General features: G+C 65.3%; 13 protein-coding genes. 1 reads left to right on the plus strand and 12 read right to left on the minus strand.

The window, feature by feature from the left end; all coding sequences use genetic code 11:
* Position 1 precedes the first annotated feature (1 nt).
* From EV560_RS27065 to EV560_RS27120, 12 genes are all read right to left on the minus strand, one after another.
* The gene (locus tag EV560_RS27065; RefSeq protein WP_131858956.1) at positions 2–457 is read right to left on the minus strand and encodes a tripartite tricarboxylate transporter TctB family protein; all 456 of its coding nucleotides are present in this window, start codon (positions 455–457) and stop codon (positions 2–4) included.
* Positions 458–497: 40 nt separating this feature from the next.
* Positions 498–1,493, minus strand: a complete 996-nt coding sequence (locus tag EV560_RS27070) for a tripartite tricarboxylate transporter substrate binding protein (protein WP_131858957.1) — start codon at positions 1,491–1,493, stop codon at positions 498–500.
* A gap of 132 nt (positions 1,494–1,625) precedes the next feature.
* Complete coding sequence (locus tag EV560_RS27075; RefSeq protein ID WP_131858958.1) at positions 1,626–2,540, minus strand: SMP-30/gluconolactonase/LRE family protein; 915 nt, start codon at positions 2,538–2,540, stop codon at positions 1,626–1,628.
* A 53-nt stretch (positions 2,541–2,593) separates the two neighbouring features.
* On the minus strand, positions 2,594–4,711 hold the full coding sequence (locus EV560_RS27080; RefSeq protein WP_131858959.1) for an acetate--CoA ligase family protein: 2,118 nt from the start codon (positions 4,709–4,711) through the stop codon (positions 2,594–2,596).
* Positions 4,712–4,753: 42 nt separating this feature from the next.
* A complete protein-coding gene (locus EV560_RS27085) occupies positions 4,754–5,587 on the minus strand; it encodes an enoyl-CoA hydratase/isomerase family protein (RefSeq protein WP_131858960.1) in 834 nt (277 codons plus the stop codon).
* A gap of 173 nt (positions 5,588–5,760) precedes the next feature.
* Positions 5,761–6,468 carry an ABC transporter ATP-binding protein gene (locus tag EV560_RS27090; protein WP_131858961.1) on the minus strand — a complete coding sequence of 236 codons (708 nt, stop codon included), beginning with the start codon at positions 6,466–6,468 and terminating at the stop codon, positions 5,761–5,763.
* Entirely contained in the window at positions 6,465–8,165 is a 1,701-nt protein-coding gene (locus EV560_RS27095; RefSeq protein ID WP_131858962.1) for a branched-chain amino acid ABC transporter ATP-binding protein/permease, read from the minus strand. The genes EV560_RS27090 and EV560_RS27095 overlap by 4 nt, the downstream gene beginning before the upstream one ends.
* A 3-nt stretch (positions 8,166–8,168) precedes the next feature.
* The gene (locus EV560_RS27100) at positions 8,169–9,038 is read right to left on the minus strand and encodes a branched-chain amino acid ABC transporter permease (protein WP_131858963.1); all 870 of its coding nucleotides are present in this window, start codon (positions 9,036–9,038) and stop codon (positions 8,169–8,171) included.
* 14 nt (positions 9,039–9,052) lie between these two features.
* Complete coding sequence (locus EV560_RS27105) at positions 9,053–10,279, minus strand: ABC transporter substrate-binding protein (RefSeq protein WP_131858964.1); 1,227 nt, start codon at positions 10,277–10,279, stop codon at positions 9,053–9,055.
* Between the two features lie 143 nt (positions 10,280–10,422).
* The gene (locus EV560_RS27110; RefSeq protein ID WP_131858965.1) at positions 10,423–11,382 is read right to left on the minus strand and encodes a Bug family tripartite tricarboxylate transporter substrate binding protein; all 960 of its coding nucleotides are present in this window, start codon (positions 11,380–11,382) and stop codon (positions 10,423–10,425) included.
* Between the two features lie 89 nt (positions 11,383–11,471).
* Positions 11,472–12,962, minus strand: coding sequence for a tripartite tricarboxylate transporter permease (locus tag EV560_RS27115; RefSeq protein ID WP_131858966.1), 1,491 nt, complete (start codon positions 12,960–12,962; stop codon positions 11,472–11,474).
* Between the two features lie 9 nt (positions 12,963–12,971).
* On the minus strand, positions 12,972–13,463 hold the full coding sequence (locus EV560_RS27120; protein ID WP_165923666.1) for a tripartite tricarboxylate transporter TctB family protein: 492 nt from the start codon (positions 13,461–13,463) through the stop codon (positions 12,972–12,974).
* Between the two features lie 588 nt (positions 13,464–14,051).
* On the opposite strand from EV560_RS27120, the gene EV560_RS27125 reads away from it, so the two are divergent.
* Positions 14,052–14,738, plus strand: a complete 687-nt coding sequence (locus EV560_RS27125; RefSeq protein WP_131858968.1) for a type 1 glutamine amidotransferase domain-containing protein — start codon at positions 14,052–14,054, stop codon at positions 14,736–14,738.
* The last annotated feature ends 5 nt before the right edge of the window (positions 14,739–14,743 follow it).

Here is a 14,743-nt window from a genome sequence, read left to right on the forward strand (position 1 = left end):
ATCAAAGTCCGAACCGGCCGGATGGCAGCGCGACGCCGAGATAGTCCGAGAACAGCATGGAGAGGCCGAAGCTGGCGAAGATCACGGTGAGGCCGATCTGCACGGGGCTGCGGCAGCCCAGCGCCAGCAGCAGCCCCAGCGAAGCGATGAGCATGGTGAGCCGGAAGCCAAGCGCGTCCATGCTCGCCGCGACGAAGATGAGCGCGGCGATGACGGCGCCGATCCGCAGCAGCCCTGTCCGATCGGGCCAGAAATCAGCGGGTACCGCGCCGCCGTCGCGCCGGGCCGTGACGATCACGCTGGCGGCGAGCAGTGCCAGCGCGCCGCAAAGCCAGAGCGGAAAGAAGCCAGGTCCCGGGCCGAGGGCCGAGTAATAGGAATAGCGGGTCGCTTCCCAGCCGAGCCCCGCCGCGATCAGCATGAAGATCACGCCGGCCACAACATGCAGACGCGTCATTAAACCTCCGGGCAGGCGAGGGGACGGGGGACCGAACAGCCTATTGCGGGTTCGCGTCCATGACGGGTTTCATCCGCGTTTCGATGTCGATCCAAGCCTTGGTGTAGTCTTCCGGCGTGAGGTAGCGCGGCTCGACGCCCATCGCATCGAGCCCCTTGCGATGCTCGGGATCGGCGATGACCGTCTTCATGGCCGCGCTGATCTTGTCGACGATCGGGCGTGGCGTGCCGGCAGGCGCGAGGAGGCCGGTCCAGGACGCGGCGTTGACGTCGTAGCCCTGCGATTTGATCGTCGGCACGTCTGGCATGGCGGGGTCGCGCGTCTCCGCCGCAACGCCGAGCACCCGGAACGCGCCGGCCTTCATCTGGGTCAGCCCGTCGGTGATGCCACCGGCCAGGACGTCGACATGCCCTCCGAGCAGCGCCGTGACGGAGGGAGCGCCGCCATTGAAATGGACCGGTGCGAATTTCACGCCGGCGGCCCGCTCGAGCATCACCACCTGGATATGCGGCACGGCCATCAGCCCGGAATCGCTGATCTTGATCGTGCCCGGCTTGGCCTTGGCGGCCTCCACCAGGTCCTTGATGTCCTTGATCGGCGAATTGGTCCGCACCGCCAGCATGGCCGGCGTGAAATAATGCAGCCCGACCGGCTGGAAACTCTCGCGGCCGTAGATGGCCTGCCGCGTCTTGTCGAGATAATGGGTCGTCACCGTCGGTAGCACCGCGTAGCCGAGCGTGAAGCCATCTGGCGTCGCGCGGACGAGTTCGCTCAAGCCCACCTGCGAGGCGGCGCCGGCCTTGTTGACGATCTGCACGCGTGTCTTGAGTTCTTTCTCCAGCCCCTGGGCCATGAGCCGTGCGGCGGTGTCGGTCGCGCCGCCCGGCGCATAGGGCAGGATGATGGTGATGGTCTTGCCCGCCGGAAAGTCCTGCGCCATCGCGGGATGGACCGCGGCCATCGCGCAGAGCGCCAATGCTCCCAGGGCGAGGCTCGATAGCGAGCGGAATGCGACGATCGGCCGGCTTCGGCTCATCGTTCAATCTCCCATAGCGTTTCTCGGAGCTCTCTGACGAAGCTCTTTGTTATTGAATGGTTTCAGAGCGCGGGTGGTTTTGCAACCGCTGAATATTGGCGAAAACGTGCCGGTGACCCGGCTTCGCGACGGTCAACGATGCGAGAACATCACCCGCCCAGGCGTGGCCATGCGCGCTTTCAGGATCACGCCCTGTTCCGATTCAGTGAGATAGAGCGTCTTGCGGTCGGGCCCGCCATAGGCCGCGTTGGTCACGCGGATGCCGGCGCAGGACTTGATGCGCGCAATCGGCTCGCCAAGCCGGTCGAACAGCCAGGCGCAGGCGAGGCCGGAATGGCACACGACGAGGCCGCCATGTTCGTCCAGGGCCAGGCCGTCCGGCCCGGCAAGTCCGCCCGAAAGCTGGATGAAGAGGCCGAGCTTATGGGCGAGCGGGGACTCGGGATTGAGTGGAGCGCGGATGATCTGCAGCGTCCGGGACAGCGCGATCAGCAGCGCCTTGTTGCCCTCGTCGAACACGAGTCCATTCGGATAGGTCAATCCCTCGGCGACGAGTTCGACCGGCCCGCCCTCACGCCAGCGAAAGATGCGACCGACCGGGTTTTCGAGGCTCGCACCGCCGGGATCGGTGAAATAGAGGGTGCCATCCTCGGCGAAGACGAGGTCGTTGAGGGCGTTGAAGCGCTCGCCCGCGGGGCCTTCGACACAGTGCAGGATCTTGCCATTCTCGGGATCGAGGATGAGGAGGCCCTGAAACTGATCGGTGACGAAGAGGCGGCCATCACGATGGATCTTCAGGCCATTGGGAGCGCCGTCATAGCGCTTGAACAGCGACCATTCGCCCGCCGGGGTCAGCTTGAAAATGCGTCCATGGCAAATGTCGACGCAGTAGAAATTGCCCTGCCGGTCGAAGGATGGGCCCTCAAGGAAGGAATGGAGCGGGCCACTGCCGCGCCTGCGGCTCCACTCGGTCTCGTTGGTGAAGCGCCACTCGGCCGGCAAGCTGGCAAAGACCTCAGTCTCGACGATCGGGGGCGCGGCGAACATCGGGTTTCCTCCAGGGCTGGCTTGAGCAGGCGGGCGATCGGCTTCCGCCGGGCCTATTCGACGAGCAGCAGCCCATCGACGGCATGGCATGCATCGGCCGAAATCTTGAGCGGGTTGACCTCGAAGGTGAAGTTCTCCCAGGGCGCCGACGCGACGAGAGCTGAAAACCCGGCGAGGAAATCGGCGGCGAGCTTGTGCTGGGTCTCGGAGAGGAGGGCGGGCATCCGCCTGACGGTGCGCAGCCGGGAGAGGAGATCATAGGCTCCGTCCACATCGAGCGGAGCGCGGGCGAAGACCACATCATCGATGATCTCGGTCTGTCCCCCACCCATGCCGACGCCGACCATGATTCCGAATTCCTTGTCGCGGAAAGCGGTGACGAGAAGCTCGACATCGCCCGGCACCATGCGCTGGAGCCAGAGGCCGTCGAGCGTGGCGCCGAGCGCCTTGGCGCGATCGCGGAACACCGCGTCGGTCTTCAGCGCGGCCTCGGTGCTGTCGATGCCAAGCGCAAGCAGCCCGGCTGCGGCGCGATGCGTGACCTGAGGCGAGATCGCCTTCATCACGAGCGGGAAGCCGACCGTCTCGGCAGCCACTGCGACATCCCGGGGCGAAACCGCGAGCAGACCGGGCGCGACCGGCAGCCCGGCGGCTTCCAGAATGCCCGCGGCAACATTCTCGGAAACGACCTGGGGGCCGCCGGCTTCGCTGACGAAGGCTTTCCAGTCGAAATGCTGTACCAGGTCGGGCCTGAGGCGGATGCGACTGCGCCGATCCTCCGCATAGCGCGCGACATGGCCCATGGCGCGGATGGCGCGAGCATGCTCGTCATAGGCGCGCACGCCGCGCCCGGCGAGCAGATCAAGGATGCCTTCCGGCGGTGAGAGCCAGCTCACGGCGACCGGCTTGTCGATGGTCCCGCGCAGGTGCTCGACCATCTCGACCACCTCGCGGGCGTGCTTGCCGAAGCCGGCGGAGAGGAAGATCATCGAATCGACGTTCGGCGCCTCGGCGAAGATGCGCAGCACCTCGGGTAGGTTGGCGCGGTTCTTAGGATTGGTGACCGAACCAGGCGTCAGGTCGATTGGATTCATCGAGGATGCGAGCGGGGTGAGGATCGGCTTGACCTGCTCGCGGATATCCGCGTCGAGGGCCGGCACGGTGAGGCCTTCGCGAATGCATTGATCGGTGCCGATCACGCCGGAGCCGCCGCCGAAGGACGACAGCAGCACGCGGCTCCCGCGCGGAAGCTGCCCGGGTTTCAGCGCCGCGAGCTGCAGGCAGACATCGAGCTGTTCCTCGGTCGAATAGACGCGGATGGCGGCGAATTCGCGAAAGATCGCCTCATAGGTGCGGTCGAGCCCGGCGAGACGGCCGGTATGGGCAAGCGCCGCCCGGCCGCTCTCCTCGGTGGCGCCGCCCTTGAGGACCACGACCGGCTTGCCGCGATCCCGCGCCTTGCCCAGCGCCCTGGCGAAGGCAGCCGGGTTGGAAAGCCCTTCGGTATAGACGGCGATGACCCGCGTTCCCTCGTCCTCGACCAAGGCCTCGATGAATTCGGGAATGCCGATTACCGCCTCGTTGCCGCAACTGATGGTCATGCGGAAGCCGAGGCCGAGCTCCTGCGCGCGGGCATGGGCTGTGACGGAGAGCCCGCCGCTCTGGCTCACCATCGAGACCGAGCCGGGCACGAAATGGTCGAACTCGGTCATCAGCGACGAGAACGACGCCGTCAGTCCGATCGCGGTGTTGATGACGCCGATGCAGTTCGGGCCGCAGAGCTTGAGATCCGTACCGCGGCACAGGTCCTCGAGTTCTCGCTGGCGCGCCCTGCCATCCTCGTCACCCTCGGCGAAGCCGCCGGCCCAGACGATCGCAGCCGGAACCTTCGCCGCGATGCAGTCCGACACGACGCCGAGAACGGCATCGGCCGGTACCGCGATGATGGCGAGATCCGGCACCGCCGGCAGTGCCGAGAGGCTTGGGAAACATGGCAGGCCACCGACCTCGACCCGCCCCGCATTCACGGGCCAGACCGGGGCCTTGTAGCCGAATTTCTGCAGGTAGGAGACGCAGAGCCCGCCGAGATTGCCATCACGGTCGGAGGCGCCGATCACTGCGACGGAACGCGGCGCGAGCAGCGGCGTCAATGAGCCCATGGATGTGGTCACGCAGAACGTTCCGGTCGCTTGATGGTGGTCAGGGGAGGCGGGTCAGCGCAGTTTCCACACCGGCTTGCGCTTCTCGCGGAAGGCGCGCGGTCCCTCGGCGCCGTCCTCGCTCTCGGCCGTTTCCTTGTCGAGATGCTTGGCGTAGCTGTCGAGCGCCTCGTGCTGGCTCTGGGCCATGCGGTAGAGCTTGACGGCCGCCTGCGTCGCCAGGGGCGAGCCCATGCAGATCATCGCGGCAAGCTTCTCGGCCTCCTCGATGACCTTGTCCTGCGGTACGACGCGATTGACGATGGCGTATTGCAGGCATTCCTGCGCGGTCAGCCGGCCGTTGCACAGGGTGAGATAGGCCGCGATGGCGGGCGGAAGGCTCTGCAGCATCTTCTGCGGAGAGCCGAGGCGCCCGACCAACGTGTGGGTATCGCCGATCCAGGCATCGTCGGCCATCACGCGAAGCTGGCACTGCAGCGCGAGCGAAAGCCCGACGCCGACCGCGAAACCATTCAGGGCGCAGATCAGCGGCTTGTGGAGATTGGCGTCGCTCGGCTGGCCGCCGCCGCCCCAGAAGAACATCGGATTGGTTGGGTCCTCATGCGGCGTGCGCTTGCCCTCGGCCTGGTACTTGGCGAGGAATTTGACATCCCGCCCGGCGCAGAAGGCTTTGCCGGTGCCGGTGACGATGCCGCAGTAGATATTCGGGTCCATGCCGATATCGCGCCAGGCCGCCCGCATCTCGGCATAGGCGTAGGAGTGCAGGGCGTTCATCACCTCCGGGCGATTGATCCGCACATAGGCGACGTTGCCCTTCTTCTCGTAGACGATGTGCTCCTGGCCGGTCGGCATCTGGGCGGGATCGTAAGGCGATTCATATCTCGGCATGGCGGTTCCTCGGTTTGACCTGTGCGCGCTGTTTTGAAGAGGGGGCGCTGCGCCAGGACGCGCCTCCCATTTTTTGAATGCTTTCAGAAACTCTATTCGGTTTCCCCCATGACGCAAGCACGATGTTGATAAGACGGCGATTTCACGCTTTCCGGCGGCCGCCGCAGCGGGTTTCAGAACATGGCGATCAGCCTGCCTTCATCGGCGAGCTCCGCGGGGCTGCCGTCATAGAGCTTGGTGCCGCGATTGAGCACGATGGCCCGGTTCGCCACAGCGAGGCCCTGTTTCAGGTTCTGCTCGACGAGCAGGATCGTCGTCCCGAGCTCGGCATTGATCTCGCGGATGCTGTCCATGACGCGTTCGACCAGCAGGGGCGCGAGTCCGATGGAGGGTTCGTCGAGGATGAGCAGGCGCGGGCCGGACATCAGCGCCATGCCGATCGCGAGCATCTGCTGCTGCCCGCCCGACAGCGTGCCGCCGATCTGGCGGTGGCGCTCCTCGAGGATGGGAAACAGACCAAAGACACGTGCGATCCGCTCGGCGATGACGGCTTTGTCGGTGACCGAAAAGCCGCCGAGCTCGAGATTCTGCTGCACAGTCAGGCTGCGGAAGATGCCGTGGCCCTGCGGCACCAGCGCGACGCCGTCGAGGATGTTGTCCGAAGGGCTGCGGCCGGTGATGTCCCTGCCGTCGAAGCCGACCTTGCCGGATTTCAGCCTGATCAGTCCGAAAATCCCGCGCAACAACGTGGTCTTGCCCGCCCCGTTGTGGCCGAGGACCGTCACGATCTCGCCGGGCTCGACGACGAGGTCGACGCCGTTGACCACCGTCTTCTTGCCATAGCCCGCGTTGAGGCCTTCGATGACGAGACGCGCGCTCATTTGAAGTACCGCCGCATCAATTCCGGATCCCGCATGAGCGCGCCGGGCTCGCCCTCGGCCAGCGCCTTGCCTTCGTCGAGATAGACCAGGTGATCACAGGCGTTACGGATCGCCTCGAGATTGTGCTCGATGATGCAGATGGCGCGATTGCGGGCCGCGAGCTGGCGCAAGAGATCGATGATCTTCTGCATGGCCGCGCCATCGAGGCCGGATAGCGGCTCGTCGAGCAGCAACACCTCGGCATCGGTGGCGATGAGCCGCGCGACGACCAGGAGCTTCTCCTCGGCATAGGAGAGGTCCTCGGCCAGATCCATCGCCCGGTCGCCGAGACCGATAAACGCGAGGATCGCCATGGCCCTGGCAGTATTGGCCGCGTCCTCCCGACGCACGGCGAAGGGTCTCAGGAACAGCGCCGAGAGCCGGTCGCCGCTCTGGCGCGGCAGTGCCACGAGCACGTTTTCCAGCACCGACATCCTGGTGAAGAGCCGCAGGTCCTGGAAGGACCGCGCGATACCGGCACGGACGAGCTCGTGCGGCCGCAGCCTTGTCAGCAGCTTGCCGCGAAAGCGGATCTCCCCGCCATCGGCAACGAGAAAGCCGGTGAGGAGATTGAAGGCCGTGGTCTTGCCGGCGCCGTTGGGCCCGACGAGGCCGGTGATCCGGCCGCTCGCCAGATCGACGTCGAGCGAGGAAATCGCCACGATCCCGCCAAAGCGCTTATTGAGGCCGACCGCGGACAGGGCCGAGCCTTCGCGCGCCGCAAGCGGGACGATGGCGCCCATGGCGGGTGGGGCCCCGTCGGGCATGTTGCGATGCGGCGCCTTTTTTCCGCCCCGTTTCGGTTCGCGCAGCAGGCCTTCCGGCCGGAAGACGAGGAAGAGGATGAGGACGAGCCCGTATATGAGAAGGCGGAGCTGGCCGGCCATGCCCTGCGGCAGATCGATGAAGGCAAGCCCCGCGGGGAGCAGGACCAGGATGGCTGCCCCGAGCACGGAGCCGAGAAGATTGCCCGTTCCTCCGACCACCACCATCGAGAGGATCAGGACGGTTTCGCTGACCTGGAAGCTGTCGGCCCCGACATAGGAGAGGTAATGGGCGAAGAGCGAGCCGGCGACGGAGGCGAGGGCGGCGGAGAGGCCGAAGACGCCGACCTTGAGATAGAAGATGTTCTTGCCGACGGAAGCTGCCGCGCTTTCGTTCTCGCGCATGGCCCGCAGCGCCCGCCCGAACGGCGAATTCCCGACGTGATAGGCGACGGCGAAGCAGAGGGCGGCGGCCAGTGCAGCGATGGGCAGGAAGCGCGCCGGCCCGCCGAAGGCGTGCCCCAGGATCGTCAGCGGCGGCACGCCCGAGATGCCGGAGGCTCCGCCGGTCAGGCCCGTCCAGTTCAGCATCACGTCGATGGCGATGACCTGGAGCGCCAGCGTGGTGATGATGAGATAGATGCCGGAGACCCGGAGCGAGGGCAGGGCGATGGCGAGCCCGATCGCCCCTGTCAGGACGATCGAGGCGATGAGGGGCAGCGGGAAGGGCCAGCCGAGCCTGAGCGTCAGCAGCGCCGTCGCATAGGCACCGACCGCATAGAAGGTGGCGTGGCCGAAGGCGAAGAGCCCGGAGAAACCGATCAGCAGATTGAAAGAGGTCGCAAGGATCGCATAGAGGCAGATCATCACGCCGATATGGAGCACGAGATCCATGGCTTACCTCTTCAATCCGGAGAAGAGGCCCTGCGGCCTGACCAGCATGACCAGGAAGAGCAGGACGAAGGCAATCGAGTTCTGCCATTCGGTCGGGATCTTCCAGAGGCCCAGGCTTTCGACGAGGCCGACGAGATAACCGCCGGCGATCGCGCCGGGGATCGAGCCGAGCCCGCCCACCACCGCGACGACGAAGGCTATGAAGACGGGGTTGAAGCCCATGGTCGGCGTCGCGCCTTCGTTGAGCAGGGTGAACACGGCAGCGATGGCCGAGACGGCCGAGCCGATGGCGAAGACCACCAGCGAGATGCGATCGGTATCGATGCCGACGATGCGGGCCATGTCGCGATTGTCGCCGAGCGCCAGGATCGCCTGGCCATAGCGGGTGCGCCTGAGAAATAGGGTCAGGATGGCGGCGACCGCGACGACGGCGGCGATCTGACCGAGTTGCAGGGCGGTGACATAGACCGGCCCCAGTATAAAGATCGGGGCGGTGAACTCGGGAATGGTCTGCACGCTCGGCGTGAAGGCCAGCGTGAGGAGGCTGTCGAGTACGATCGACAGCGCCAGCGACAGGATCAGCACGGAATGCGATGACATTCCGCGTGCCTCGAACGGCCGATAGGCCAGTCCGTAGACGGCAGCACCGGCCAGCGCCGCGCCGGCGACGCCGATGGCGGCGCTGATCGCCAGCGGAAGGCCGGCCGCGGATGCTGCGAGCCAGGCGGCATAGGCCGCAACGGCATAGATCGGCCCGTAGGCGAAATGCACGATCCGCGTCGTGCCGAAGATCAGGCCGAAGCCGAGCCCCAGCAGCGCATAGCGGCTGCCATTGCCCAGCCCGTTGACCAGGAGTTGCGCAAAGAGGTCCACGCTGAGGCGAGCCGTCAGTTGATCTCGGCGAAATTCTGGAATTTCGCCTCGCCATTCGTGACCTTGAAGATGCCGACGCGCTTCAGCCCGGTTCCGTCGGGCTTGAAGGTCATGTCGCCGCCATAGACGCTCGGCACCTTGGGGTTGGCGAGAAGAGCGGCCCGGATACGCTCACCGGTGAAATAATCGCCACCTTGTGCGCGCGATCGCTTGATCGCCTCGCAGATGACGTGGATGCCCTCGTAGTAATTCGCGGCGTAGACCTCGGGGTTGTCGTTGAAGCGCTTGCGGTATTCCGCCGCGAAGCGCTGGGGCCAGGGGTCGGAGGCATTGGGATTGAAATAGTCGGAGGCAAAGATGTAGCCCTCGGAATGGGGACCCGCGACCTTGCCGATATCGGCGGTGTATTCGACGCCGATGATCGGCTGCTTCATGCCGAATTCGCGCGCCCGCTTCATCACCAGGCCCGGTCCGGGGGAGAACTGCCAGACAGCGAGGAAATCCGCATTGGTGTTGCGCAGCTTCGCCATTTGCGTGTCGATGTTCGAGGCGTTCGACATGGCCTGCTCGGTCGCGGTGATCTCGCCGCCATACGCCTTCCAGTCCGCCTCGGCGGCGCGGATCAGGCTTTGACCGTCATCGGTCACCGCCGCCATCTGCGCCATTTTCTTGAAGCCCATCTGCTTGGGCACCGTCAGCACGGCACGGGCGACGACCGAGGCCACCGAGCGGTTGTGGTAGAGATATTTGAACGGGCCGACGAGCGCGTCAGTGACCGAGCCGCCGTCGAGCATGAAGATCTTGTGCTCCTCGCCGATCGGAGCAACGGCAAGCCCGACCGCGGAATAGGACAACAGGACCGCCTGGATATCGTAGCGGGCGCGAAGCCGCTGCATTGCATCGACGCCGACGCGCGGCACGCCCTGATGATCCTCGATGGCGGCTTCGACCTTGATGCCTTCGACGCCGCCGGCCGCGTTGATCTCCTCGACCGCCATCTGGATGGCGCGCTGCATGACGAGCGCGTTCCAGTTGCCCTTGTCGGTGAGGCCGAGCAGCGCACCGATCCGGAACACGGGCGGGTCCTTCGGCGGCTCGGCGGCATAGGCCCGGCCCGCGAACGCCATGGCCGGCGCCAGTGCGAGCATCGATGCCACGCTGCGCCGAGATGGTGCCTTGGCGGGCGCCGGCGGCGCGCCGTCGGTGACCGCGTGCTGAAGCGGAAGCGTGTTCGTCGTCATGCCGCATCCTCCCGGATACTGATTTCGTTGATCCAGCCCCTCTGTGGAGGCGTTTGCCGCACGTCGCTCCGGATTGATCGGCGTGTCGATGTCGGGGCGGGCGGCGTGCGCGTGGCCGGCCAGGTGCCGTTGCACGGCCGTCTTCAGCGCTTCTTCATGCCCGCGGTGGCCAGTACCTCGTCCACGATCGGCGCCTGCGCCTTTAGGGCGCTCAGGAATTCGGCGCCGGTCATCGCGTTCGGCATGATGGTGAGCTGCTTCATCGTCGCGAGGAGTTCGGGATCCTTGCCGGCGACGATGATAGCCCTTTCCAGCCGCGCCTTGAGCTCCGCCGGCACGGCCGCGGGACAGGCGAAGCCGAGCGGCACGACGCTGGAGGCGTTGAAGCCCAGATCCTTCAGCGTCTGGACGTCCGGATAGTTGGGCCAGCGGTTGGCCGTCGCCGAGGCGAGCAGCCGGAGCTGCTTGCCCTCGATCAGGGAGACCATGTCGGGCGGGGTCTGCAGCACGATGTCGACATGGCCGCCGACCGCCTGCGCCACGGCCTCCGGCTGGGTGTTGGCCGGAACGAAGCGGAATTTCGCGCCCGTCAGGGTGCCGAGCTGCACCATGGCGATGCCGTTCATGATCGCACTGGCCGACCAGGTGATCGGCCGCGTCTTGCCGAGTTTGATGAGGTCGTCGACGGTCTTGATCGGGGAGTTGGCGGCGATCCCGATGCCGAAATAATTCTCGGCGACGCTGCCGAGGAAGCTGAAGCTGTCCCAGGTGTAAGGCACGGTCATCACATGCGGGAAGACCAGCAGTCCTCCGACATTGACGAGCCCGATGATCGAGCCGTCGGCTTTCGAGGCGGCAAGTTCGGCGAAGCCGGTGAGACCTGCGCCGCCGAGCACGTTCTTGACCTGTACGGGAACGCCGAGCTCGCGGCTCAGCACCTTGGCGACGCCGCGCGCGACCGAATCCGCAGAGGAGCCCGGGCCAACCGCGACGATAATGGTGATGTCACGCGTCGGCCATGCCTGGGCGCGGACCGGCAGCGGGCTTGCCACCACGCATGCGGCGAGCGCGCCAGCGGCTTTCAACAGTTCCCTGCGCTTCATGCGTTTCCCCTGGGTTTTGATTTTTGAATTGTTTCAAAATTGGCATGGGCCGGCCCGGCGCACAAGCGGATCAATGCCTGTTTTTCTTCCTAGCCATCCTCCCGCAGGACGAGCTTGCGATGCGGCAGCAGTCCGAGGACAAGGAAGAGGGCGGCGATGCAGAGCAAGCCGGTCGAGAGCGTGCCGGTCACGAAGATCGAGATTTCGCCACCCGAGATCGTCAGCGCCTGGCGCACCGAGCGCTCGAGGATCGGGCCCAGCACGAAGGCCAGGATCAGCAGCCCAAGATCGAAATTCATCTTGCGCAGGAAATAGCCGAGGAAGCCGAAGATCACGGCGACCAGGATCGCGGTCGTGCCGCCCGACGCATACACACCGATGACGCACATCAGCATGATCAACGGCGAGAGATAGGCGCGGGGAATGTCGAGGATCTTGATGAGCGGCCCGATCAACGGAAGATTGAGCAGCAGCAGCATGACGTTGCCGATATACATCGAGGCGATCAGCCCCCAGAACACCTCCGGCTGGCGCTCGATCATCGCGGGCCCCGGCGCGACGCCATGCATCATGAAGGCCGTGAGCAGGATGGCGGAGACCGCATTCGAGGGCAGTCCCATGCAGAGAAGCGGCAGGAGCGCGCCCGAGCTGCCGGCGTTATTGGCGGTTTCGGGGCCGGCGACGCCTTCGACCGCCCCCTGGCCGAACTCCTTGGGATATTTGCAGAGCTTGCGCTCCAGCGCATAGGAGAGGAACGAAGCCAGCATGGCGCCGCCACCCGGGAGAACGCCGACGGCGAAGCCCAGTACCGTGCCGCGCGCGACGGGTGCGACCGATCGGCGGGCTTCTTCCTTCGTCGGCAAATAGCCGAAGAAGCTCTTGGGAGGCTTGATGATCTTGAGCTTTTCCAGCGGCTGGCGCGCCATGGTCAGGATTTCGGAGAAGCCGAACAGTCCGATGGCGAGCGGCGTCAGGTCGATGCCGCCGGTCATGTCGATGCTGCCGAAGGTGAGCCGCGGCGCCAGCGTCATCGGGTCTGCGCCGATGCAACCGAGCGTCAAGCCGAAGCCGACCATGAGCAGCGCCTTGAGCAGCGGCCCGCCGGAGAAATAGGTGACAGCCGCGAGGGCCGCGAGCATCAGCGCCGCATATTGCGCCGGCCCGAAGGCGAAGACGATCTTGGCGAGGGGCGGCGACAAATAGGACATCGCGACCGTGCCGACCGTGCCGGCAATGAAGGAGCCGACGGCCGCGACCGTCAAAGCCGCGCCGGCCCGGCCTTTGCGGGCCATCATGTAGCCGTCGAGGCAAGTGACGACCGAGGATGCCTCGCCCGGGATGCGCAGCAGCACCGAGGTCGCCGTGCCGCCATAGGCGACCCCGTAGTAGATGCCGCAAAGCATGATCAAGGCTGGCGTCACGTCGAGATTGGCGCTGAGCGGCATGAGGATGGCGATGGTCGCGAGCGGGCCGACGCCAGGCAGGATGCCGATGACCGTACCGAGGAAGGTGCCGATGAAGCAGTAGAGGAGGTTTGTTGGCGTGGTGACCGTCGAAAAGCCGAGCAGGAGATTGTCCATCGCGCGGCCTCAGCGGGTGGCCAGGCGGAGCACGAATTCATCGAGCGGCCCGAGCGGCACCTGCGTCTCGAGCAGGTAATTGAAGCCGAGGACGCCCAGGAGACCGAGCAGGATCCCGTAGACGAGCGCGCCCTTCCAGCTTCGCCCTTCCGCGCCCCAGCACAGCGCGAGGACGAGGACGACGCTCATCAGAATGAAGCCGAGCCAGGCCGAAGCCAGAACAAGGAAGGGCAGAGCGAGGGCGTAGGCCCAAAAGTTGCGCTTCTCGGTTGGGCCAAGCTCCTGTTCCGGTTCCGCTTTTGCCTCCTCCGTGGCGAGGCCGGGGAATGCGAAGAGAATGGCGGCGAGCACGCAGCAGAACGCTGTCGTCAGCATCGGAAACAGGCCCGGCCCGGGGCCGAAAAGATCCCACATGTCGAGAGTCCGCGCCTGCCAGAAGAAAGCCAGGCCCAGGATGAGCGCGACAAGGAATGTCACGCGGTCAAGCGACATCCGCAGCATTCGGGGCTCCCTAGTCCCGGCGCCGCCTATCGCGTGCCCCAGCAGGGGCATCACCCGGCGACATTATTGAATGCTTTCATTGGGGCATTATCGGATTTTGCTGTCAACCCGCGAGGGCCCGCGGTGAGAGCGCTCCGGCTTGGTCTATCGGAGTAGTTTGGGGGACGTGGTTGCCCGCCCTGGCTCTTCCCGACCCGTACCAACCGTGGCCTTACGCAGACCAGACAGCAATTGTCCGCGCTCGCAGCGATTGGGAACCGCGCGTTGCGCACGAGCGAGCGCTGAATTGGGCATGCATCATCGAGGAACGTCTCGGCAGGAGACTTTTGGCCGATAGCTCCCGCTCGCTGGAAACCAGCCGCCACCCACAGGATCGAATGTCTGCCAACGCCCGGCCCAACAGTATTTTACCACGTTTAACGCGCGGGGGCCCGCGTTCATGCCTAATCTCTTCTCGAACCGGCGTCTCAATGGGGCCACGCCGTGATGCTGTCGCACCCGCGCGCGGTCGCCGCCTTCATCGAGATTGCCGATGCCGACATCAGCCCGAATCTCTGAACGCATCATCATTCATTCAAGGAGAGAACCTTGACCAAACATGTCCTGTTCATCGTCACCAACGCTGCCGTCATTGGCCCGCACAATCGCAAGACCGGGTTCTTTTTTGCCGAGGTCGCCCATCCTTTCGATGTGCTCGACAAGTCGGGAATCGCGGTAGAATTCGCATCCCCCGCCGGGGGATGGACGCCGTACGATGCATATGACGAGAAAGATCCGGCCCAGAAGGCGTTTATCGAGAGCAAAGCCTTTCGCCGATTGAATCGTAGCCGCAAACTATCCGAAGTGGACGCTGCGGATTATGACGCCATCCTGGTGCCCGGCGGTCTCGGACCCATGGTCGATATTCAGCACAATGCGGACGTCCAAAAGGCGATCGTGCGCGCCTGGAGCACGGGCAAGCTCGTCGCCGCCGTGTGTCACGGCCCGTGCGCGCTGCTCGGGGTGGACCTCGGCGACGGCACGCCGTTCGTGCGTGGCAGAAAGCTCACGTCCTTTTCCAAGAAGGAAGAATATGACTATGCCCGCGAGGATGTGCCCTATGAACTCGAGGATGCGCTAAGGGCAGAGGGCGCCGAGTTTTCGTCAACGTCCAATTGGCAACCTCATGTCGTGGTCGATGGCCGCCTCATCACCGGCCAGAATCCCGCCTCTGCAGGGCCATTGGCGAAAGAGCTGGTTGATGCCCTCGAGCATGCGCGCGCGTTGGCAGCCTAGCCTCG

Origin of the sequence: Allobosea sp. BK604 (assembly GCF_004341515.1) — a bacterium.
GTDB lineage: Bacteria > Pseudomonadota > Alphaproteobacteria > Rhizobiales > Beijerinckiaceae > Allobosea.